Source organism: Labrenzia sp. THAF191a (assembly GCF_009363335.1).
Lineage (GTDB): Bacteria > Pseudomonadota > Alphaproteobacteria > Rhizobiales > Stappiaceae > Roseibium > Roseibium algicola.
On record NZ_CP045333.1, the window covers coordinates 516,766 to 539,063 of the forward strand.

23 protein-coding genes are annotated in these 22,298 nt (G+C 59.9%); 17 read left to right on the forward strand and 6 right to left on the reverse strand.

Annotated elements, in window-relative coordinates; genetic code table 11:
• Positions 1-86: 86 nt before the first annotated feature.
• From FIV05_RS02390 to FIV05_RS02400, 3 genes are read left to right on the forward strand one after another with little or no spacing between them, the layout of a single operon-like run.
• Entirely contained in the window at positions 87-1,040 is a 954-nt protein-coding gene (locus tag FIV05_RS02390; protein ID WP_152508540.1) for a class I SAM-dependent methyltransferase, read from the forward strand.
• Positions 1,037-1,864, forward strand: a complete 828-nt coding sequence (locus FIV05_RS02395) for an RNA methyltransferase (RefSeq protein ID WP_022999705.1) — start codon at positions 1,037-1,039, stop codon at positions 1,862-1,864. The genes FIV05_RS02390 and FIV05_RS02395 overlap by 4 nt, the downstream gene beginning before the upstream one ends.
• A 5-nt stretch (positions 1,865-1,869) precedes the next feature.
• Positions 1,870-2,727 carry an SDR family NAD(P)-dependent oxidoreductase gene (locus tag FIV05_RS02400; RefSeq protein ID WP_152508541.1) on the forward strand — a complete coding sequence of 286 codons (858 nt, stop codon included), beginning with the start codon at positions 1,870-1,872 and terminating at the stop codon, positions 2,725-2,727.
• A gap of 91 nt (positions 2,728-2,818) precedes the next feature.
• Here FIV05_RS02400 and FIV05_RS02405 read toward each other — a convergent pair whose 3' ends face one another.
• Positions 2,819-3,454, reverse strand: a complete 636-nt coding sequence (locus FIV05_RS02405) for a peroxiredoxin (protein WP_022999703.1) — start codon at positions 3,452-3,454, stop codon at positions 2,819-2,821.
• Between the two features lie 211 nt (positions 3,455-3,665).
• Here FIV05_RS02405 and FIV05_RS02410 point away from each other — a divergent pair, with 211 nt between their 5' ends.
• The 7 genes from FIV05_RS02410 (at position 3,666) to FIV05_RS02440 (ending at position 10,424) form a co-directional block, all read left to right on the forward strand.
• Complete coding sequence (locus FIV05_RS02410; protein WP_152508542.1) at positions 3,666-4,124, forward strand: YtoQ family protein; 459 nt, start codon at positions 3,666-3,668, stop codon at positions 4,122-4,124.
• 269 nt (positions 4,125-4,393) lie between these two features.
• Positions 4,394-4,594, forward strand: a complete 201-nt coding sequence (locus FIV05_RS02415) for a cold shock domain-containing protein (RefSeq protein WP_031268890.1) — start codon at positions 4,394-4,396, stop codon at positions 4,592-4,594.
• A 67-nt stretch (positions 4,595-4,661) separates the two neighbouring features.
• A complete protein-coding gene (locus FIV05_RS02420; protein WP_152508543.1) occupies positions 4,662-5,975 on the forward strand; it encodes a tetratricopeptide repeat protein in 1,314 nt (437 codons plus the stop codon).
• A 120-nt stretch (positions 5,976-6,095) separates the two neighbouring features.
• The gene (locus tag FIV05_RS02425) at positions 6,096-7,697 is read left to right on the forward strand and encodes a B12-binding domain-containing radical SAM protein (protein WP_152508544.1); all 1,602 of its coding nucleotides are present in this window, start codon (positions 6,096-6,098) and stop codon (positions 7,695-7,697) included.
• A gap of 48 nt (positions 7,698-7,745) precedes the next feature.
• Positions 7,746-9,011, forward strand: a complete 1,266-nt coding sequence (locus tag FIV05_RS02430) for a TCR/Tet family MFS transporter (protein WP_152508545.1) — start codon at positions 7,746-7,748, stop codon at positions 9,009-9,011.
• 16 nt (positions 9,012-9,027) lie between these two features.
• Positions 9,028-9,708 carry a dienelactone hydrolase family protein gene (locus FIV05_RS02435; protein ID WP_152508546.1) on the forward strand — a complete coding sequence of 227 codons (681 nt, stop codon included), beginning with the start codon at positions 9,028-9,030 and terminating at the stop codon, positions 9,706-9,708.
• Between the two features lie 44 nt (positions 9,709-9,752).
• Positions 9,753-10,424 (forward strand): hypothetical protein, encoded by a 672-nt coding sequence (locus tag FIV05_RS02440; protein ID WP_152508547.1) that lies wholly within the window; start codon positions 9,753-9,755, stop codon positions 10,422-10,424.
• Between the two features lie 144 nt (positions 10,425-10,568).
• Here the strand turns inward: FIV05_RS02440 and FIV05_RS02445 are convergent, their stop codons facing one another.
• Positions 10,569-11,612 (reverse strand): M20/M25/M40 family metallo-hydrolase, encoded by a 1,044-nt coding sequence (locus tag FIV05_RS02445; protein ID WP_152508548.1) that lies wholly within the window; start codon positions 11,610-11,612, stop codon positions 10,569-10,571.
• 219 nt (positions 11,613-11,831) lie between these two features.
• Here FIV05_RS02445 and FIV05_RS02450 point away from each other — a divergent pair, with 219 nt between their 5' ends.
• The 3 genes from FIV05_RS02450 (at position 11,832) to mepA (ending at position 15,118) form a co-directional block, all read left to right on the forward strand.
• Entirely contained in the window at positions 11,832-12,635 is an 804-nt protein-coding gene (locus tag FIV05_RS02450) for an alpha/beta hydrolase (protein WP_152508549.1), read from the forward strand.
• Between the two features lie 239 nt (positions 12,636-12,874).
• Positions 12,875-13,960, forward strand: coding sequence for a patatin-like phospholipase family protein (locus tag FIV05_RS02455; protein WP_152508550.1), 1,086 nt, complete (start codon positions 12,875-12,877; stop codon positions 13,958-13,960).
• Positions 13,961-14,074: 114 nt separating this feature from the next.
• Entirely contained in the window at positions 14,075-15,118 is a 1,044-nt protein-coding gene (mepA, locus tag FIV05_RS02460) for a penicillin-insensitive murein endopeptidase (protein ID WP_286202252.1), read from the forward strand.
• Between the two features lie 17 nt (positions 15,119-15,135).
• Here mepA and FIV05_RS02465 read toward each other — a convergent pair whose 3' ends face one another.
• The gene (locus tag FIV05_RS02465) at positions 15,136-15,654 is read right to left on the reverse strand and encodes an N-acetyltransferase family protein (protein WP_353622183.1); all 519 of its coding nucleotides are present in this window, start codon (positions 15,652-15,654) and stop codon (positions 15,136-15,138) included.
• Positions 15,655-15,890: 236 nt separating this feature from the next.
• Here FIV05_RS02465 and lepA point away from each other — a divergent pair, with 236 nt between their 5' ends.
• Together lepA and FIV05_RS31815 are read left to right on the forward strand one after the other, a co-directional pair.
• Positions 15,891-17,696, forward strand: a complete 1,806-nt coding sequence (lepA, locus tag FIV05_RS02470) for a translation elongation factor 4 (RefSeq protein ID WP_152508553.1) — start codon at positions 15,891-15,893, stop codon at positions 17,694-17,696.
• A 43-nt stretch (positions 17,697-17,739) separates the two neighbouring features.
• The gene (locus FIV05_RS31815; RefSeq protein ID WP_152508554.1) at positions 17,740-18,324 is read left to right on the forward strand and encodes an alkylphosphonate utilization protein; all 585 of its coding nucleotides are present in this window, start codon (positions 17,740-17,742) and stop codon (positions 18,322-18,324) included.
• A 42-nt stretch (positions 18,325-18,366) separates the two neighbouring features.
• Here FIV05_RS31815 and FIV05_RS02480 read toward each other — a convergent pair whose 3' ends face one another.
• Positions 18,367-19,206, reverse strand: coding sequence for a LysR family transcriptional regulator (locus FIV05_RS02480; protein WP_152508555.1), 840 nt, complete (start codon positions 19,204-19,206; stop codon positions 18,367-18,369).
• Between the two features lie 102 nt (positions 19,207-19,308).
• Here FIV05_RS02480 and FIV05_RS02485 point away from each other — a divergent pair, with 102 nt between their 5' ends.
• On the forward strand, positions 19,309-19,713 hold the full coding sequence (locus FIV05_RS02485; protein ID WP_152508556.1) for a tautomerase family protein: 405 nt from the start codon (positions 19,309-19,311) through the stop codon (positions 19,711-19,713).
• 208 nt (positions 19,714-19,921) lie between these two features.
• On the opposite strand, the gene FIV05_RS31500 is transcribed toward FIV05_RS02485, so the two are convergent.
• Positions 19,922-20,059, reverse strand: coding sequence for a hypothetical protein (locus FIV05_RS31500; RefSeq protein WP_167579506.1), 138 nt, complete (start codon positions 20,057-20,059; stop codon positions 19,922-19,924).
• 133 nt (positions 20,060-20,192) lie between these two features.
• Here FIV05_RS31500 and FIV05_RS02490 point away from each other — a divergent pair, with 133 nt between their 5' ends.
• Positions 20,193-21,110, forward strand: a complete 918-nt coding sequence (locus FIV05_RS02490) for a LysR substrate-binding domain-containing protein (protein WP_152508557.1) — start codon at positions 20,193-20,195, stop codon at positions 21,108-21,110.
• Between the two features lie 24 nt (positions 21,111-21,134).
• On the opposite strand, the gene FIV05_RS02495 is transcribed toward FIV05_RS02490, so the two are convergent.
• Positions 21,135-22,088 (reverse strand): YihY/virulence factor BrkB family protein, encoded by a 954-nt coding sequence (locus tag FIV05_RS02495; protein WP_055657403.1) that lies wholly within the window; start codon positions 22,086-22,088, stop codon positions 21,135-21,137.
• Between the last annotated feature and the right edge of the window lie 210 nt (positions 22,089-22,298).

Sequence of the window (22,298 nt, forward strand, 5' to 3'; positions counted from 1 at the left end):
ACAGGAACGTCTAATCTACTTTCAAATGAAGGCAGGATGTTCTATGGCGGAACAACTTCAAACCTGACAGAAAACGAGTGAGACCCGTGGCGGATCAGACCAGTGCCTCCACCTATGCCCCGTCCGGCAAGCCTGCACACCAGAGCTGGCCGGTGATCCTGGAAACCAAGGGCTGGAAGGACTATCGGCTTCTGGACATGGGCCAGGGCGAGAAGCTGGAGCGTTATGGCCGGTTCACCATCGTGCGTCCGGAACCGCAGGCCATGGGGGCTCGGCGGCAGAAGGAGAGTGTCTGGAACCGTGCCGATGCCGTCTTTTCCGGCGACACGGAGGAAGAAGGCCCGGGCCGCTGGAAGTTTTCCGGAAGCGTGCCGGAAACCTGGCCGATGTCATACGGCCCTGTTCGCTACAACGGTCGCTTCATGTCGTTCCGCCACGTCGGTGTCTTCCCCGAACAGGCCGCCCATTGGGACTGGGTCAACGGTAAGATCCGCGCCGAGCGCGAGCGCGCGCCGGAAAAGCCGCTGAAGATCCTCAACCTTTTCGGCTACACCGGCCTTGCCTCGTTGCTCCCGGCGACGGAAGGTGCACAGGTAACCCATGTGGACGCGTCCAAGAAGGCGATCGGTTATGCCCGCGAGAACCAGGAGATGTCAGGTCTCGAAGATCTGCCGATCCGATGGATCTGCGAGGACGCTTCGAAATTTGTTGCCCGCGAAGTGCGGCGCGGAAACACCTATGACGGCATCATTCTCGACCCACCGAAATATGGCCGTGGCCCGAAGGGCGAGGTCTGGGACATCTACACCAGCCTGCCCGGCATGCTTGCGGACCTGAAGCAGCTTCTGGACAAGGACGCATTGTTCATGATCCTGACCGCCTATGCGATCCGCTCCAGTTTCGTGTCCATTCACGAACTCATGGCCGAAACCCTGGACACCGAAGGCGGCCTGCTGGAATCCGGCGAACTGGTCATCCGCGAGGAGGACGGCAAGCGCGCGCTGTCCACGTCGCTCTTTTCGCGCTGGAGCAGCAGATGATCGAAAAACGCCAGGGGGCGGTGAAACAGATCACCAGCCATTCCAACCCGATCGTTAAGGAGATCAAGGGGCTCGTCGCGCAGCGCAAGCACCGCAGCCAGTCGGGCCTGTTCGTGGCCGAAGGCCTGAAGCTGGCCACCGATGCCCTGGAAGCCGGCTGGGGCGTGCGCTATCTCGCGCTCGGGCCGGAAGCGCGGGACAATCCTGTCGCGCAGAAGGCTGCTGCAGCCGCGAAGGCGCGCGGCGCCCTGATCCTGGAAGCTTCGACCGCCGTCATGTCCGCGATGACGCGCAAGGACAATCCGCAGATGGTTGTCGGTGTTTACGAGCAGAAGCTTCTGGGAGCCCGCGACATTGATCCCGCCGGTACCACGCTCTGGGTCGCTCTCGACCGGGTGCGCGATCCGGGCAACCTTGGCACGATCATCCGCACGGTCGATGCGGTCGGTGGTGCAGGTGTGATGCTGGTCGGGGATTGCACCGATCCCTTCGCGGTTGAAGCGGTGCGCGCCACCATGGGCTCGCTGTTTCATGTGCCGCTGGCCAAACTCGGCAAGGACGAATTCAAGTCACTGGCCGAAAAATGGCCCGGCACCGTCGCAGCCACCCACCTGAAGGGATCGGTCGACTATCGCACGCCCGACTATGCCGAGCCGGTGCTGCTGGTCATGGGCAACGAGCAGAAGGGCCTGGAAGACGACATGGCAGCCGCCTGCCGTACCTTGATCCGCATTCCGCAGGTCGGACAGGCCGATAGCCTGAACCTGGCCGTTGCCACGGGCGTTGCGCTTTATGAAATCCGCCGCAAGCATCTGGAGCTTTAGAACCTATGCGTCTGTTCATCTTTGGCACCGGGTTTTCCTCCAAGGCGTTCGTGGAAGAAGTGCGTGACCAGTTCGACTGGATCGGCGGCACAACGCGTTCTTCGGACAAGATGGAGGCGCTCCGGACACTGGGTGTCGAACCGTTTCTCTTCGACGGCAATTCCCAAGGCGACAACATTGCCGAAGCGCTGAAGCAAGCGACACATATACTGGTCTCGATTGCTCCGAATGAAGCCGGCGATCCGGTGCTGAACCAATATGCCAATGAGATTGCCGGCGCGAAACCGCGCTGGATAGGATACCTCTCCACAGTCGGTGTCTACGGCAATCACGACGGTGCCTGGGTCGATGAGGAAACTCCGCTCAACCCCGTTTCCAAACGCTCCGTCCAGCGTGTCGCGGCGGAAGAGGCCTGGTTGGCATTTGCCGAACAGAATGACCTGCCGGTGCAGATTTTCCGCCTTTCGGGCATATATGGCCCGGGCCGGAATGCATTCGAGAATTTCAGGAAGGGCACGGCGCGGCGGCTGGTGAAGCCGGGTCAGGTCTTCAACCGCATTCACGTTGCAGATATTGCGGGCGCATTGAAGGCTGCCATGGCAAAGCCGTCGACGCGGGTTTTCAACGTCACGGACGATGAACCGGCCCCGCCACAGGATGTGGTTGCCTTTGCCGCGGAGCTGCTCGGCGTCGAAGCCCCGCCCGAGATCCCGTTCGAAACCGCGGATCTCACACCGATGGCCAGGTCCTTCTACGGCGAGAACAAGCGGGTTTCCAACCAGCGCCTCAAGGACGAGCTTGGGTTTACGTTCCGCTATCCGGACTACCGTGTTGCCCTGAAGGCCTTGCTGGAGACGGTGTGATCCCGTCGCAGGTCCCTGCCCTGACCAGACCTTGAGACGGCGGCGCCTTTTTTCATGCGCCGCCAGCCGTTTCATCCGTTCTGTTCAGCCGTTATTTGGGCTGCGGCACGACGCGCAGATAAGGCTTCAGGGTCTTCCAGCCTTCAGGGAATTTCTCCTTCGCCTCTTCATCGCTCACTGCCGGGACGATGATGACATCCTCACCGGACACCCAGTTGGCCGGGGTGGCGACCTTGTGCGCGGAGGTGAGCTGCAGACTGTCGATCACGCGGATGACTTCATCGAAGTTTCTGCCCGTGGAGGCCGGGTATTCGATCTTGAGCTTGATCTTCTTGTCCGGGCCGATAACGAACAGCGACCGCACGGTCAGCGTGTCGTTGGCATTGGGATGGATCATGCCGTATGCGGTGGCCACCTTCCGATCCGGATCGGCAATCAGCGGGAAGTTCAGGGCAACGCCTTGCGTATCGGCGATGTCACCAACCCAAGCATGATGATCCTCGATGGGATCGACCGAAACGCCGAAAACCTTGACGCCACGGGCTGCGAACTTGTCCTTGAGCTTGGCGGTCATTCCCAGTTCGGTGGTGCAGACCGGCGTGAAATCCTTGGGGTGGGAAAACAGAACCGCCCAGGACCCTTCGATCGCCTCATGAAAACGGATCGGACCATCCGTGCTGTCGGCTTCGAAATCCGGTGCCTCGTCTCCGAGCAAAAGTGCAGACATGAATGAGCTCCTTAAAATTACGGACCGCAATCTCAGTTTTGCGGCGGTTTACCCTTCAGTTTTTGCGCAGGCTTGTCGAGTCTCCCGGCCCTTTCCACCAAGGGGCAAATGAACGCAGGGGTTGACGTTGCCTGGTTCAGCCCCCAGTTTCCAGTCACAACAAGGCGGGGATTTTCGCCACATAATTCAAAAGCTTGCATGGGAGAACCTTATGACCACCTGGCGCGTCTACTTATCCGGCGAAATCCATACCGACTGGCGTGACAGGATCATGGAAGGTACATCCGCACTCAAGCTGCCGGTGGAATTTTCCTCTCCCGTGACGGATCACGATGCCAGCGACGATTGCGGCGCGACCATCCTGGGTGGTGAGGACAACAAGTTCTGGTACGACCACAAGGGCGCGAAGGTGAACGCGATCCGCACGCGGACGCTGCTGGAAAAAGCCGACATCGTCGTGGTCCGCTTCGGCGATAAATACAAGCAATGGAACGCAGCCTTCGATGCCGGCTATGCCGCTGCGCTCGGAAAGTCACTGATTGTCGTTCACGACCCGTCGCTGACCCACCCGCTCAAGGAAGTTGACGCAGCTGCTCTTGCGGTCGCCGAGACGTCCGAACAAGTCGTCGATATCCTCAAATATGTTATACTTGGGAAGCTCGATTGGTGAGCAGGTCTTGAAATTAACAATTTCATTACCATACTAATAGACACTATGGAAAAGCCCGGGTGTTTTTACCGGGCAACCAGACCTCCGCCAAATGGAACGGCTTCTTGAAGTGAGGCAGCCGCAAAAAGACTGCGCACGTCGATGTCCAGTTCCGAGCAGGGTCTGAAAAGTACTTTAGTATTATCATCAACACTGTCATCAAGGCGTTGAAAAAGGCAGCTATGGAAGCCGTCGTATGCCAAGATGCCAAGAATTGGAAAGAAGACTCCATGCTACATGGAAACGTGAAATGGTTTGATCAGCGCCGAGGTATCGGCACGATCGAACCGCAGGACGGCGAGGACATCCTTGTCGACATCTCGGCCCTGCGCCGGTCCGGTATTGACACTCTGAAGGAAGGCCAGCTTGTGGCTTTCGACCTGGAGTGGCGCCGCGGTCAAATGGTGGCTGAAGACCTGAAAGTCCTGTAAGGTCACTTACAGGTCATTACCGGGTACAAGGGCGGTTCGACCGCCCTTTTTTATTGGAATTTTTCAGATGCAAATTGACGAGAGATTACAACAGGGCATCTCCGCCCATCGCAGCGGCAATCTGGAAGCCGCCCTCAGCGCCTACAAGGACGTGCTTTCAGAAGATCCCGACCACGCGGACGGCCTGCATTTCCTGGGGCTGCTGCATTTCGATGCCGGCAAGGCCGACAATGCGGTCGCGCTTATCCATGCATCCCTGGAAAGGAACCCGCGCAATTTCTCCGCCTGGAACAACCTCGGCAACATCCTGAAGCTTTCGGGCGACAAGGACGAAGCGTTGAAGGCCTATTTGCGCGCAGTAGAAATCGAAGTGCGTCACGAGGAAGCCTGGAAGAACATTTCGATGATGCTGCAGGAAGCCGCCAATAACGACGAGCTTCTGCCCATGCTGCGAGAAGTCGTGCGCCTCGACCCAGACAATCACAGCGGCTGGCACAACTTCGGCATATCGCTGATGCTTGCCGGCAAAAGAGAGGAAGCGGCAGACGCTTTCGAACGGTGTCTGCAGTTCCCGCCAGACGTCTGGAGCGACAAGGGCTGGCATCCGCGCGTACTGTGCGCGCTTGGACGGAACGAAGTCGCCACCCGGCATATGGAGATGCTTGTCGCAACCTACCCGGACGACCCGGTCATCCGCTATCAGTTTGCCGCGATCCGCGGAGAAGACCTGTCGCTTGCACCTGCGGACTATGTTCGGGATCATTTCGACAGCTTCTCGGAAAGCTTTGACGACGTCCTGAACGGGCTCGGCTACCAGGCGCCGAAGCTTGTCGCCGAGGAAGTCGCGGAGCTGGCCAGGGAGGGCGACTTGCCGTTTGCCCATGTGGTCGACCTTGGTTGCGGGACCGGCCTTTGTGGACCACTGATCCGCAACCACTGTGCCCGGCTCACCGGCATCGACCTGTCATCGGGCATGCTGCGCAAGGCCGCTGCGCTGAAGGTCTACGACTTCCTGGTCGAGGGTGAGCTCGTTGGATTTCTGTCCTCCGACCTGCCGGCCCAATTCGATCTGGCAGTCTGTGTCGACACGCTGTGTTATCTCGGCGATCTGCAGCCTTTCATGCAGGCGCTTGCAGGAGCCCTTGCCCCGGGTGGAATGCTCGTCGCGAGCGTCGAGCATCTCGATACGTCGGACGGACCGGATTACCGCGTGGATGCTACGGGGCGCTACGCCCACCGGCCCGAATATCTAAAGCGCTGCGCGGAGGCCGCGGGCCTTCTCTATGCACGGGAGAAACGGGATATTCTGCGCAAGGAACTCGGCAAGGATGTGCATGGGCTCGTTTTTCACATCCGTAAGCCAGGCGCCAGCCAGTCGTGACAGTCTGTCCGCGCGGACGGCAAGTGAATTCGTGCGAGGACATTCAAAGCGGTTGTGCCGGGGCGTAAAGTTGTTACGGTGTCGCCGTTGGGAACGAGTGTCCGTTTGGAGGGACCGTTAATGTCGGAATGCAATGTTCTGCTGGTGTATCCGCGCTTCAATGCCGGGTCATTCTGGAACTATGGTGCGACCTGCGAAATGGTCGGCGCAAAATATCCCGCTCCTCCTCTCGGCCTGATCACAGTTGCGGCAATGCTGCCGGAGAACTGGAATGTCCGCCTGATCGACCGCAACACCGGCGCCCTGACGAACGACGATCTCGCCTGGGCCGACATGGTGATGACCGGTGGCATGCTGCCCCAGCAGGCCGATTGCCTCGCCGTCATCCGCCGTTCACAGGAAAAGAACGTTCCCGTCGTGGTCGGCGGTCCGGACGCAACCTCTTCTCCGGAAGTTTATGAAGCGGCCGACTTCCTGGTCCTTGGTGAAGCCGAAGGCATTCTCACCACCTTCGTCGACGCCTGGAAGGAAGGGGTCCGCAACGGCCGTTTCTCGGCCGAGAAATTCAAGGCAGACGTTTCCTCCAGTCCCGTACCGCGCTTTGACCTTCTGAGATTCGACGATTATGTCCAGATCGGCGTTCAATATTCACGCGGCTGTCCGTTTACTTGCGAATTCTGCGACATCATCGAGCTGTATGGCCGCGTGCCGCGCACCAAGACCAACGACCAGATGCTGGCCGAACTCGACCGGCTGTACGAACTTGGCTACCGGGGTCACGTCGACTTCGTCGATGACAACCTCATCGGCAACAAGAAGGCCGTGAAGGGCTTCCTCCCCGAACTGGCGAAATGGCAGAAGGAACGTAGCTACCCGTTCGAAATGTCGACCGAGGCTTCCCTCAACCTGGCGGACGACGAAGCCTTGTTGAAGATGATGCAGCAGGCCGGATATTTCTCGGTCTTCATCGGCATCGAAAGCCCCGACCCCGAAGTCCTGGTGGCGACACGCAAGAAACAGAACACACGCCGCGATATCGCCAAGAGCGTGCACAAGATCTACGATGCCGGAATCTTCGTGCTGGCCGGCTTCATTGTCGGCTTCGACGAGGAAAGCGACAAGGTGGCGGACGAGATCTCGGCACTGATCGAGGAAGCCGCAATCCCTGTCGCGATGACCGGGTTGCTCTATGCCCTGCCGAACACCCAGCTGACGCGCCGGCTCGCCAAGGAAGGCCGTCTGCATGCGGATTTCGCCACCGATGATCCGGATACGGAACATGGCGATCAGTGCACCGCCGGGCTCAACTTCACCACAGTGCGCCCGCGCGCGCAGATCCTGGAAGACTTCAAGCAGGTCATCGACCGGGTCTATGGTCCGGAAGCCTACTTCGGCCGCGTTCAGAAAGTGGCTTCCATGCTCGACATGAGCGGCGCAAACGGCTCGATCTTCGGCGCCGGGTTCTTCCATGACATCAAGCTGTTCGGCCGTCTTATCCTGGCGATGACCTTCAAGGAAACCACCTATCGCGGGCCCTTCTGGAAAACCCTGATCAAGACCACCTTCACCAATTTCAGGGCGATCAAGCCGGTCATGATGATGCTTGCGCTCTATGTGCACCTGGGGCCGTTCTCCCGGTTCGTGGTTGCCCAGATCGACAAGCAGATTGCCGATATCGAAAAAGGCAACTGGGAACAGCCGGCGCTGGTGGCCGCCGAGTAATCGGATAAGGTCACCCTCCTTCAGCTTACGGGATTGGCGGGAAAAGAGTTGCGGTCCGGTATCTCCAAACGCAGCGCGCTGGGGTTCATCCTGGTCACGCTGGTTCTCAATTCCATGGGCATCGGCCTGATGATGCCGGTGATGCCCTCGCTTCTGACCGAACTCACCTCGCTGCCTGTGAGCGAAGCCGCCCGCTGGGGCGGTGCACTGAGCGTCGTCTACGCCTTGATGCAATTCGCCTTCGGTCCGACGCTCGGCAATCTGTCCGACCGCTTTGGCCGCCGTCCGGTGCTGCTGGTGTCCATGTTCGCTATGGCCGTCGACTACCTGATCATGGCCTTCTCCTGGCATCTGGCCGTGCTGTTCATCGGCAGAACCCTGTCGGGTGTTGCCGGAGCCACCTTCTCGGCCGCATCAGCCTTCATTGCCGACGTGTCGTCCAAGGAAGACAGGGCCAAGAACTTCGGCCTTGTCGGGGCCGGATTTGGCGTCGGCTTCGTACTCGGGCCAATGATCGGCGGTTACCTTGGCGAATACGGACCGCGTGCGCCCTTTTATGCCGCCGCAGGCCTTTCCTTCGTCAATTTCCTCTTCGGCTATTTCATGCTGCCGGAAACGCTGAAGGACGAAAACAGAAGAGATTTTGACTGGAAACGGGCCAATCCATTCGGGGCCTTCAAGCAGATCGCCGCCTATCCGGCGGTGCGCACGCTGCTTCTGGCCATCTTCCTGTTCGACATCGCCCATTACGTCTACCCGTCCGTCTGGAGCTACTATGCGGAGGAAGTCTTCGCCTGGAGCCCCGGAGACATCGGCCTGTCACTTGCGGCCGTCGGTGTCGGATTTGCCTTCGTTCAGGGATACCTGATCCGTGTCCTGGAACCGAAGCTCGGGCCCGGCCGGACACTCTTCATCGGGCTGGCCGCCAATCTCGTGGCCTTTGCCGGTCTCGCCGTCGCCGATACCGGCTGGATGGCCTATCTGCTGATCTCGTTCGCGGCACTTGGTGCCATGGCTACGCCTGCCTTCACCGGTCTGATGTCGGTCCGTGTCCCGGACAATGCGCAAGGCGAATTGCAGGGCCTGATTGCCAGTGCCGCCGGCCTTTCCATGGTGGTGAGCCCGCTGGTGATGACCCAGGTCTTTGCCACGTTTTCGGGTCCTGAGGCGGCGATTACCTTTCCCGGTGCGCCGTTTGCCCTGGCAGGCGTGCTGATCCTCGCCGCCATGCTGATCGCCCTTCCCTTCATGCGTCTTCAGGAAAGACTGCCGTCACCTTCCGAGGCGGCCGACCGGAAGACACCAGCTGAATAATCAGGTTCCCCCAAAAGTGACAGGCACCTTTCCTCCCCTTCTCGACGGGCCACGTCTTGCACCGGCCTCCGGCAAACCCGCCCGTCAGCTGGTTGTGATCCTGCATGGCTACGGCGCGAATGGTCTTGACCTGATAGATCTCGGGCGCGCCTGGCAGGGACAGCTTCCCGATGCCGCTTTTGTTGCGCCGAACGCTCCTGAACACCTTCCCTTCGAAGCGCTCGGCGGACGGCAATGGTTTGCGCTCGAAGAGCGCGATCCCAATGAATACCGCCTCGGCGCGCAGGCCGCCCAACCGGTGCTCGACCGGTTTCTGGACGACGAACTGGCCCGCCATTCGCTGGACGGCAGCGCGTTGGCACTGGTCGGCTTCAGCCAGGGAGCCATGATGACCTTTCAATGCGGCCTGCGCCGCCCGTCTCCGCCAGCGGCCCTGATCGGTTTTTCCGGACTGCTGCCGGGAGCCAGCCAGCTGGGTCCGGTCAACACGCAGAGCCCGGTGCTGATCGTCCATGGCGAGGAAGACGATGTCGTTGCCAGCTATCATGCCCAGGCAGCACAAAAGGCGCTTGACGATGTTGGAGTTTCCTCAAGCCTGCACCTGCTGGCCGGCCTCGGCCATTCGATTGACGAGCGCGGCATGGTGCTGGGCGGGCGGTTTCTGGAAAAGGCATTTGGCCCGGCAATGCCGATCTGAAGACGGCCTTGCATTGGTTAATAGCCTGTTAACGGTTTTGCAGGATGATTTCTGCAACTGTGCCGGACCAGAAAGGGCCGGACGAGCCGGGATCCGAAGCCATGCAGATTTCCATCGAAACCACTACGCAAAGCGCGAGCCTTTTTACGGCTTCCTTTTCGAATGGCGGCGCTGAAGGCCAGAAGAACGATCCCAAGGGCAACGCCTACGGCCACGAGATCGGCCAGCGAAATGGCCACGATAAGTCCCCCGCCGTCAATGCTCTGGAAGCAGCCAGCAAACAGGCCGAGGAAGACGCGGTCGTGATCGCTGCCCTTCAGGATGCGGTCGAAAAAGGCAAAGGCAAGGACGACGACAAGGAAAAGGACGGCGCGCTGGCGACCGTTGAGGACTATCAGAAGACCGCCGGCAAACTGAAGGTGGCTCTTGGTGAAGAGGAAAGCGGCGCTTCGGCGAATGTCGCCTATGAAAGCGCGACGATTTCAACGACCACCATTGAAGCCGAGATCGGTGGTGAAACCGTTTCCGCGCAATTCGTATCCTTCGAGCGGGTGTCCTACGACAGCGAAACCGGGCTGTCCGTCCGCTCCGCAAACGCCTCTTCCATCGAAGGCAACTTCGACAACGGCTCCTTCAGCTACCAGAGCGCTGCCGTCAGCGAGCTTTATGCAGGCACCGGCGACCAGGTTTCGAACCTCCTCGGCCTGGTGGCCTGAGCAGGCAGCCCTTCCGCGTACGCTCCGGTTGGGACGTGGGCTGGACCAGACTGCCGGATAAAGTCCGGCAATGACGCAGGTGGGAAAGAGCCAGATCTGACACCTGACTTAAAAAGGGGAGCCGAAGCTCCCCTTTTCCATGCCTTACGCCTTTTTCAGATAGGCGACGATGACGTCCAGAGCCGCCTGAAGGTCACCCTTGTCGATCATTTCAGTGACCGTGTGGATGTAGCGGGTGCCGACGACGATGCCGATTGCCTTGGCACCGGCAGCCGCCTGCTGGGCAGCCGCGCCGTCCTGGCCACCAGCCGCCAGCATGGTGCGCTGGAACGGGATCTTTTCCTTGACCGCAATAGCTTCGATTTCCTTCACCAGATCGCGGTCCGCGATGAAGCTGGAATCCTTGACGTGCAGACCGAAGCCTTCGCCCTGCACCGTGGTGCGGTCCTGCTCGGGAACGCCCGGCGTGTCGCAGGCAAGCGTGGTATCGATGCCAAGCCCGATGTCCGGCGCAATGGCAAAGGACGCGGTGCGTGCGCCGCGCAGGCCGACTTCTTCCTGGCAGGTGAAGGCGACATGAATTTCGCAATCATGCTTGGCCTTGCCCAGACCCCTGATCGCCTCGATGCCGAGCCAGCAGGCGATCCGGTTGTCGAGCGCCTTGGAGACGACCTTGTCGCCGATCTCGATCAGTGGCTCGTCCATGGTCACCATGTCGCCGACCTTGACGATCTCCTTGGTCTTTTCGCCAAGGCCCATGTCGATGACGAATTCCTTGGGCTCCGGCACCTTCTTGCGCTCTTCCGGAGAAGAGATGTGGATCGGCTTGCCACCCGGGTTCATCACCCCCTTGAAGTCGCCTTCATCGGTAGACACCAGCACGCGGCGGGAGAACAGGTTGCGGGCATCGAAGCCACCAACCGGCTGCACGTGAACGAAGCCCTTGTCCGTGACATGTGAGACCAGGAAGCCGATCTCATCCATGTGACACAGAAGCATGACCTTCTTCGGGGTTCCCTTCTTGGAAGCCTTGCGGCTGTCGCGGCGGCAAAGCAGCGAGCCCATCGGGTCGACGGTGACCTCGTCGAACAAGCCCTTGATTTCCGCCTGAATCAGGTCGCGGACCCGGTGTTCGTGACCCGGTACACCCGGCGTTTCGCAAAGTCGGCGAAGCAGATCGATATTCATGGAACTTCCTGTGAAGGTTGGAAAATCGGCACGATCCTAGTCCGAAAGACCGCGCGGGATAAAGAGCCAAGACAGATTAGTTCGAAAAGAGAGGCTTGTTGCAGGTATGTGGCCTGCGATAAGCCTCGGCAGGAAACCGCATCCCCCATGCGAATCCTGACAGACCGTTCCGCCGTTTCCCGGCACAGCCCTTCAATGCGAATGGAAAGGTTTTCTTCTTTGACCACTCTCATGTCCGGCACCGTCCATGTCGAAACGCGCGCCGTCACGGTCGGCAACTCCACAGTTCACGTTCGCTGCTGGACACCTGAAGATCGTTTGCCCGGCAAGGTGCCGGTGCTCCTGTTTCACGACTCGCTTGGCTGTATCGCCCTCTGGCGTGATTTTCCCGAACGCCTTGCCGTTGCCAGCGGACGGGTCGTGATTGCTTATGACAGGCCCGGCTTCGGCCAGTCGTCGGTGCGCGAAGACATCCTGCCTGCAAGCTTCATCGCGGATGAAGGCAGAACGGTTGTGCCCGCGCTGTGCGAGCAGCTGGACCTCACGCGATTTGTTGCCTGTGGGCACAGCGTCGGTGGCGGCATGGCGGTGCATACGGCCGCACAGCATCCCGACAAGGTCACGGCCCTGGTCACGATTGCCGCTCAGGCGCTTATCGAGGACCGCACCCTGGAAGGTGTCCGCGAAGCCCGCACCGCGTTTGCCGATCCCGGCGCCTTCGACAGGCTTGCGCTCTATCACGGAGACAAGGCGCGCTGGGTGCTGGATGCCTGGACGGAATCATGGCTTTCGCCCGCCTTCGCCCATTGGTCCCTTGACGATGCGCTTGCCGGTGTCCGCTGCAACACCCTTGCGATCCACGGCGCACTGGACGAATACGGATCAACCCGCCACCCGGAACACATCGCCAATAGCACCGGCGGACAAAAGGTCATCCTGGAGGGAAGAGGGCACACGCCTCACAGGGAATGCCCGGACCTGCTGGTTGAAACCATTTCCAGTTTCCTGGTGAATGTTTCGTGATCCAGCACCCGGGCAGGCTGCTTGCCGTCGCAAGAAAAGGAAAACTGCGGTCGGTCTTCGCAGATTAGCGAAGTCGGTTTAACTTCTTGCTCGCCAATTTCGAAAAATCGTCCGCCTGTTTTTCGCTTTGCCATTGCAGTGTCGCAATTGATGACAACATTCTAAAGGTAAGCAAAAAGCGTCTCCCGTCTTCTCGGAGAGATGTAGCGCCTTCCATTGCGACGATCCCGGGGAATCCCATGACCCAGAAAAAACGTTTTATTCTTTCCATTGACGGCGGCGGCATTCGTGGCCTCATTCCGCTTCGGCTGCTTGAGACACTTGAAAGCCGATTGAGCCAGCGCGGCGTTAGCGAGCCGCTGCACCAGGTTTTCGATCTGATGGCCGGTTCTTCTACCGGCGGCCTCATTGCTGCAGGCCTATCCGCCCCGCGCCCAGGCGGCACCGCCGGCGCACCTGCCGCGACCCTTGATGAGCTGCGCAGCTTCTTCGAACGCGACGCGCGGGAAATCTTCAAATCATCAATCTCGGCACGACTGGCCAGAACCGTCACCAGTTCGCTTGGCCTGTTCGATGAAACCTACGATCCGCGGCCGCTGGAAAAGCTGCTGAAGGAACGCTTCGGCTGGACCTCCATGGCCAGCGGCCTGACCCACCTTGTCCTGACCGCCTACGATCTGGAACAGCGCAAACCCGTGTTCCTGACAAACGGCCTTGAAGCCAGCAGCGGCCGGCCGGACGACTATTACTTCTGGCAGGCTGTGCGTGCGACCACCGCCACCCCCTCGTATTTCGAACCGGCACGCGTTGAAAATCTCAGCCGCCGGCGCGAGGAAGCCCTGATCGATGGAACGGTCTTCATGAAGGACCCGACAGTGGCAGCGTATCTGGAAGCCCGCAATCTTGGCTGGGGCGACGACGAGATCGTCATCCTGTCGCTCGGCACGGGCCGGGCACCGGAACGATCGTTCCTTTACAAGGACGCCGTTGGCTGGGGTGCCCTCGGCTGGCTGCAGCCCTCCAAGGGCGCACCGCTGATGTCGATCCTGGCCGATGCGCAAAGCCAGACAACATCCGATCAGGCACGGCAGCTCTTTGCAGAACTGCCGAACGTGACCTATCACAGGCTCGACGCCGATCTTCCACCGGAAGCCGAAGACATCGACAATGCCCGTCCCGGCAACATCATCACACTGAATGGTGCTGCAGACAGGGTGATCCGCGACAACACGGTTTTCCTCGACGCGTTCGCCGACATGATCGCGGCGCATGTGGATAATCGCGAATCGGATGCGGAAACACCCGATTTGGTGCATGCTGCCTGACGAGTGAGGTGGCCGTCGCGGCGGGAGCAACGACGGCGGAACACCCAGACTGGCGCACGAGGTTTCGACGTGAGAACGGGGAAAACAGGCAAGCGAAACCGCTGGGCACCTTCGGTGTCCGGCTTCTTGGCATTTGCAGCCGCGGTGCAGGTTTCCTGCCTCGTTGCGTCAGCCGCGCCAGTGCCGACAGCCAAACCGGCCGATCCCGTCTCCGAGGACTATTCGCCGACCGTCGAACTGGTGGCCGGTGTGCCTGTCCCGGTAAAGAAACGCGATGTTCCGGAAGGCTATGTCGCGAACAAGCCCAAGCTGGTGCTTTATGGGGACCAGCCGGCACGAGACTATTTCGGCGCCGCCACCGGCCCCGCTCAACTGAAAGCCCGCTCGATCGGGTCCTATGCCAAGGGCTGCCTTGCAGGTGGAGCGGAACTGCCGACGGATGGGCCCACCTGGCAGGCAATGCGCCTGTCGCGCAATCGCAATTGGGGCCACCCTGTCCTGATCGACTATCTCAAGGATCTGGCGAGCGATGCCCCCAAGGTCGGCTGGAACGGTCTGCTTGTCGGCGACATTGCGCAGCCGCGCGGCGGGCCGATGACATCCGGCCATGCCAGCCACCAGATTGGCCTCGATGCCGATATCTGGCTGACCGAAATGCCGAACCGGCGCCTGACCGCCCAGGAACGCGAAGACATCTCCGCTATTTCGATGTTGATCGGTCCGATGGACGTCAAGGGTGCAGACCGGCGTGTCGACCCCAGGAAATGGTCAGATGACCATGCTCGGCTGATCCGGCGCGCCGCATCCGACCAGCGCGTTGCTCGCATCTTCGTCAGCCCGACGATCAAGAAGGCTCTGTGCGATTTCGAGAAGGGCGGCAACCGCGCCTGGTTGCGCAAGGTGCGGCCCTGGTGGGGGCATCACTATCACTTCCATGTACGCCTTTCCTGCCCTGCAGGCAGTGCCGGCTGCAAGAACCAGAACCCGCCGCCGCCGGGCGATGGCTGTGGCGCGGACCTTGCCTATTGGCTGTCCGACGAACCCTGGGTTCCCAAAAACCCTCCCAAGCCCGGAGAGCCTCCGAAGGTGGTCAAGAAACGGCCCATGGCTCTGGCAGCCCTGCCGAATGACTGCCGGTCGGTGCTGACGGCCAATTGAGACCGGCGAGATGACGCCTAGGTGTTCGGCGGCTGCATCGGCCCCAGAACCCTGGCAACGAAGACCAGATCCAGCCAGCGGCCGAACTTGGTACCGGCTTCCGGCAGACGGCCCGCAACATGAAAACCAAGCTTCTCGTGAAGGGCGATGGAGGCAGCATTGTCCCCGTCGATGACGCCGACCAGCACATGTAATTTCATGTCGGCGGCAATGTCGACCAACCGCTCCAGAAGCGCCTTCCCAATGCCGCGCCGCTGTGCCGCCGGGTCGACATAGACGGAATGTTCCGCCGTCAGACGATACCCTTCGCGAGGCCGGAACGGCCCGAAGCTGGCGAACCCGAGAACGGTATCCGCATCGTCCACGGCCACCAGAACCGGCAGACCCTGCTTCACCCGGCCTTCGTACCAGGTCAGCCTGTCGTCCAGCGTTTCCTCACGATTTGTCCAGGCAGCCGTCGTCTCGCGCACAGCCTGATTATAAAGCGCCAGGATCGACGGGACATCCTTCGGTTCTGCATTACGGATCAACATCATGCTCTCTTGTCAGGCTGCTCGACACATCAGTGCCGATGCAATCTAGATCACACTTTGAGGTTGATTTGCCACGACAAATGTCACCTGCGGGCTACGTCATTTGCCGGAGGCGCCATATCCCTGCCGGAGCGGTGAAACCCGGCATTCGCCCGAGGGTGCAAAAAAGCACCGGAATTCAACGCCCGAAGGCTTCAATCTACTAGGCGAAATCGAATTGCAATGGTAAAGGGGCGGCCATGACGACGAAGAAGCTTTCCAACATCCGCAACTTTTCCATCGTGGCGCATATCGATCACGGCAAGTCGACGCTGGCCGACCGCCTGATCCAGATGACCGGCACGCTGACCGACCGCGAAATGACCGAGCAGGTGCTCGATTCGATGGACATCGAACGCGAGCGCGGCATCACGATCAAGGCGCAAACAGTGCGACTGATCTACAATGCCAAGGACGGCGAACAATATACGCTGAACCTGATCGACACGCCGGGCCACGTGGACTTTGCGTACGAAGTGTCCCGCTCGCTGGCAGCCTGTGAAGGCTCGCTGCTGGTGGTCGACGCCTCTCAGGGTGTGGAAGCCCAGACGCTCGCCAACGTCTATCAGGCCATCGACAACGATCATGAGATCGTCACCGTCCTTAACAAGATCGACCTGCCTGCGGCCGAACCGGACCGCATCAAGGAACAGATCGAGGACGTGATCGGCATCGATGCGTCCGAAGCCTGCATGATCTCCGCCAAGACCGGTCTTGGTGTCGATGACGTGCTGGAAGCGATCGTTTCCAAGCTGCCGCCTCCGGAAGGTGACCCGGAAGCGACGCTGAAGGCGATGCTGGTCGACAGCTGGTACGACACCTATCTCGGCGTGATGGTGCTCGTCCGTATCATCGACGGCTCCCTGAAGCGGGGCCAGAAGATCAAGATGATGGGTACGGGCGCTGCTTATGATGTCGACCGCGTCGGCGTCATGACCCCGAAATTCCTGCAAGTGGACGAGCTGAAGGCCGGCGAGATCGGCGTCATCACCGGGTCCATCAAGGAAGTGGCCGATACCCGTGTCGGTGATACCATCACACTGGAAAAGAAACCCTGCACGGAAGCCCTTCCGGGCTTCAAGCCGGCTCAGCCGGTCGTGTTCTGCGGTCTCTTCCCGGTCGACGCGAACGACTTCGAGGATCTGCGCGCTGCCATGGGCAAGCTGCGCCTCAACGATGCCTCGTTCTCGTTCGAGATGGAAACATCCGCAGCTCTCGGCTTCGGCTTCCGCTGCGGCTTCCTCGGTCTGCTGCACCTGGAAATCATCCAGGAACGGCTCTACCGCGAATTCGACCTCGACCTGATCGCGACCGCGCCGTCGGTGGTCTACCAGATGTCCCTGACGGACGGTGCGGAAGTCGAACTTCACAACCCGGCCGACATGCCGGATGTGGTGAAGATTTCCGAAATCCGCGAGCCATGGATCCGCGCAACCATCATGACGCCGGACGAGTATCTGGGCGGCATCCTGAAACTGTGCCAGGAACGGCGCGGTCTTCAGATCGACCTGTCCTATGTCGGCTCCCGTGCGATGGTGACCTACGACCTGCCGCTCAACGAAGTCGTGTTCGACTTCTACGATCGCCTGAAGTCGATCTCCAAGGGCTACGCGTCGTTCGACTATCAGATTTCGGACTACCGGGCCGGCGATCTGGTCAGGATGTCGATCCTGGTCAACGAAGAGCCGGTGGATGCGCTTTCCGTGCTCGTGCACCGCAGCCAGGCGGAACGCCGTGGCCGCGCCATGTGCGAAAAGCTGAAAGAGCTGATCCCGCGACACATGTTCAAGATTCCGATCCAGGCAGCCATCGGTGGCCGCGTGATCGCCCGCGAGACCATCTCCGCCCTGCGCAAGGACGTGACTGCCAAGTGTTACGGCGGCGACGCCACCCGTAAGCGCAAGCTGCTTGAGAAGCAGAAGGCCGGCAAGAAGAAGATGCGTCAGTTCGGCAAGGTCGAGATCCCGCAGGAAGCCTTTATCCAGGCCCTGAAGATGGACGAGTGAGAAACCGATTGGCGCGCCGCGCCAGTCCCAGCAAGGCCTTGCCATGAGTATTGAACAGACCCTTTCCGACCGCGCCGGCAACGTTTGCGAGTTCTGCGGCGCTACCGAAGCGCTGCGGCCGCTGGATGTCGGCCCCGATACGGATGGCACGGCGGATATGGCGGTTCTGGCTTGCGCCACATGTGCCGACCAGATTTCAGGTGCCGCCGATATCGACCCGAAGCATTGGCTCTGCCTCAACGAAGCCGCCTGGAGCCAGGTTCCCCCGGTTCAGGTTGTCGCCTACCGCATGCTTTCAAGAATGCGGGACGAGAGCTGGGCGCGTGATCTTCTGGACATGCTGTATCTGGACGACGAAACGCTTGCATGGGCCAAGGCCGGCCTTGGCGGCAGCGCGGGCGAAAGTGACGACGGCGTGGTCCACAAGGATACGCACGGCGCTGTTCTTGCCGCTGGCGACACGGTGACATTGATCAAGGATCTCAAGGTCAAGGGCGCCAACTTCACTGCCAAGCGCGGCACCGCCGTGCGCAACATCTCCCTTGTTGCGGACAATGCCTCCCAGATCGAAGGCCGCGTGAACGATCAGCGGATCGTCATCCTGACGGAGTTCGTGAAGAAGGCCTGATCAGCTCGTTTCTGAGCTGATCAACACGCCCCGGAAGAGCGCTTACGCCGCATCCCGGAAGACCTGAAGGATAGCCGAAACAATTGTCGGGTCTTCACGGCAGAAGAGCGTCATCCTTGTTTTCGGCAATTCGGGCAGCCGATAGAATTCCCCGACCTCGCGGCATCCCTCCGGAATATTTCGCCGGTCGAGACAGGCAATGCCGAGCCCTGCGCTGACCGCCCCCTGTATGGCGCCGACACCGGTGCCGGTGAAGGCGTCTTCAAAAGCGATCCCCACATCCTTGAGCGTGCCAGTTGCCAGGCGCCGGAGGGCGCAGGTTTCCGAAAGCGCCACCAACGGGAACGGGGTACCGGTTTCCCAGGTGAAATCCCTGGCGGCTGTCCAGACGAGATTTTCCTCGAACGCCACATGGCCCGTGCCCTCGACGTCCTCGGAGCGCACCATGATCGCGCTGAACAGACCAGCCTTGAAGTCGTTGTACAGCGTATCCGAATAACCGACCGCAACATGGAGACGATGTTCCGGCAAGGCCTTGCTGAGGGAGGCGATAATCTCCGGGAGACGGCCTCCCGCAGCGTGATCGCTGATACCGCACCGAAGCCGCTTTTGAACGGAAGGACCTGAAACGCGGGCAGTTACCCTGTCATGCAGGTCGATCAGACTCCGGGCGTCACTTAAAAAACGAGCACCGAAGCTCGTCAACCGGACGGAGCGGGGCGATCGGCTGAGCAAGGTGTTGCCGAGACGGTCTTCCAGTTTCTTGATCTTGACGCTGACAGCAGACTGGCTTGCCCCCGTCATCTGTCCTGCCCGGGTAAAGCTGCCTGTTTCGGCAACGCGAACAAAAGCGCGCAAGAGATCCATGTCGAGATCGGTCATGCAATCATTCTAATTTATGATTTTTGAAATATCAAAGATTTGTTTTTGTTATCTTTGATGCCGCAATAAGGTTGGCAGCATCACCGAATGACGGAGGACAAGATGCCGCTTACCAATGTTTCCCTGCTGAAAGGCTCCAGGACCGCTGCGCAGAAATCAGCAATCCTGGACGAGATCTATCAGGCAATGCGCGAGACCTTCGGCGTGCCGCAGGACGACAAGTTCATGATGATCACCGAACATCCACGCGAAGATTTCCTGTTCGGCCGCCACTTCATGAATATCGACCGGTCGGACGATCTGATCATCATCCAGCTAATCGTCAGCGATACGCGCAGCGTCGACCAGAAGAAAGCGCTGTTCGCCCGGATCGCCAAGGGCCTGGCCCGCGAAGTCGGCATCCGTTCCGAAGACATTTTCATCAACCTGGTCGAGACAAGGCTTGAGAACTGGTCGTTCGGTCATGGCGTCGCGCAATATGCCGACAGGCAACCGGTCGCCGTTTGATCCGAACCGGACAGGAAGCCGGTCGACCTGTTCGCCTGGCAAGACAGAGAACGCAGTAAAATGCGGGATTGCCTCCCAAAGACAGAAACGGCGCCGGGCTTGCCGCCCAGGCGCCGTTTTCTGGTTTGGAAGTCTTGTCCAACCGGCCTGTCCTTGCGGAGGGTCGATCGGAAGGTTTGGGGACCGGCCTTTCAGCCGGTCTTCAGCCTTAGCGCCGGTTGAGCGGAAGGTCGGCCAGTTCACGCTGGGACATGCGCACGATTGCCGGATGGGACATCGGGTCGGTGCGGTCATAAGCGGAAGCCGGACGAGCCGTCAGGTGTCGGCGCATAAATAGTTTCATCATGAGTTTCATTCTCCTTATTATTGTTTTTTGCATGGCCAAATTCCTTCTTTGAATTTAGCTATGCTCCTTATATAGACGCCACTACTCGCTAAAAAAATCGACTTATTCTGATTTTCAGTTTAGCTTTTCTAAAATGAAGAACCTCAATCGCATTCACCTCTCCGGCCTTCGCGCCGTGGAAGCCGTCGCTCGGCTGGGCTCTGTCAAGGCGGCAGCGGACGAACTCGGCGTAACCGTCGGCGCCGTCAGCCAGCAGGTTCACAAGACCGAGACCCAGCTTGGCGTGCAGCTGTTCGAGCGGCAGAACCGTTTGCTGTTGCCAACCGCACATGTGCTTGCAATGCAGCCACATCTGACCAGCGCCATGTCCTCGCTTTCGACCGCGATCGCCACCACCCAGCGCGGACGGGAAGATGCGCTGACGATTTCGGTTGCCCCGGTCTTCGCCGGAAAATGGCTGGTTTGGCATCTCAAGAACTTCAACAAGATGCATCCGGGGATCCGGGTTCGGGTGGAAGCGACGGTGGACCTGGTCGATCCGGACATGAGCGATGTCGATCTGTGTATCCGTGTCGGCAAGGGACCCTATCCAGGCGTCAAGGCAGAGCAGTTGCTGCACCAGCGGGTGTTTCCCGTCTGCAGTCCGGCGCTGGCCAGACAGATCAAGGAGCCGAAGGACATCGGCAAGCTGCCGATCATCCGTGACCCCGGACAAATGTTTACCTGGAAAACCTGGCTTGATCTCTTCGGCCTCGATGAGAGCATCCTGCAGGATGGCCCCACCTTTTCCGACGGTTCACTGTGCCTGGATGCGGCAATCGCCGGCCACGGGGTGTTTCTGGCCTGGGAAACGCTTGCGGTTTATGCCGTGAAGTCCGGCCAGGTGATTGCCCCCTTCCCCGAGCGCCCCGCCACGGGCAGCGCCTACTGGCTGGTCAGCGGCAAGAACGCCCCTCAGACAAAGGCCAAGAAGGCTTTCGGCGACTGGCTGCGGGAGGAGCTGCAAGGCTCCATCGGCAGACCGAAAGGAGCCGATATGGTGGAGGCGTGAGCGTCTTTCGCTCGTTGCGCACCTCTACTCCGCACTTGCAATGGATTTTCCCAGTATGTCGGCCTTCACGGCACCACGTGTGCCCATTGGCCGGTCCGGACCGACGGTGCTGTCGCGGCGGGTCTGCGCTTCCATCTCGCCATTCAACTCGGCCCCGAGCAAGATGATATAGGCCGAAATCCAGAGCCACATCAGCAGGATGATGACACCGGCAAGGCTGCCGAATGTTTTGTTGTAGCTGGCAAAGTTCGCCACATAGACCGAAAATCCGTAGGACGCGGCAAGCCACAACAGGCAGGCGATTACAGCGCCGGGCGTGATCCATTTCCATTTGGCATCGGTTCGAGACGGCCCGAACCTGTAAACGAAGGAAAGACCGGTGACGGTCAGAAATCCCAGAATGATCCAGCGGGCCGATGACAGGACCTTCTCCAACCAGTCAGGCAAGGCGAGATAACTGAAGACAACCGGCAGCAGAAGCGCGGACACCAACCCCAAGACCAGAGCGAAAACAAGCAGGATCGTCATCACGAAGGTTCTGGCTTTCAGCGCAATGAAGCCTCGCTTCTCAACCTCGTCATAGGCGATGTTAAGCCCTTCCATGAGGCTGGCCATGCCCTTGGAGGTGGAATAGAGCGCGATGCCCAGACCAATGACGAAGGCGAAGCCGAGCCCCGCATTCTCGCTGCCTGCAACATCTGCGGCCTGCGCCAGGATGATTTGCGACGCTTCCTTCGGCAGAAAGTTCTCGATCATTTCAAGCTGACGGCTGACCTCGACTGGTTCAACCACAAGCCCAGACAGCGCCGTGAACGCAGTTATGGTCGGGAAGATCGCAAGAAGACCGTAGAAGGCAACGCCGGCGGCGATCAGGTCGATGTGGTCGCGCTGGACCGCGTTCCACACCCGGTAGCTGATATCCAGCCAGCCCATTGGCGGGATCTTTTCCGGACTGCCCGCATCTCTTCCACGTGCCATGTTACCCCCTCAGTTGCCAGCCCACGCCCTTCTGTCCACGGACGTTGGCAAACAGCAGGGAGTTCAAAGGTAAACGCCCGGATGGGGATTGAGTTCCGGTGCCTGGGGCTCGCCACTACGCGTTGGCCAAGTTGAGGCGCAAGGCTGCCTCTCCTTTTCCGCTTGCCAACGCCTCGCCTTTCGCTACATTGACGCCCCATGAGCGACCTT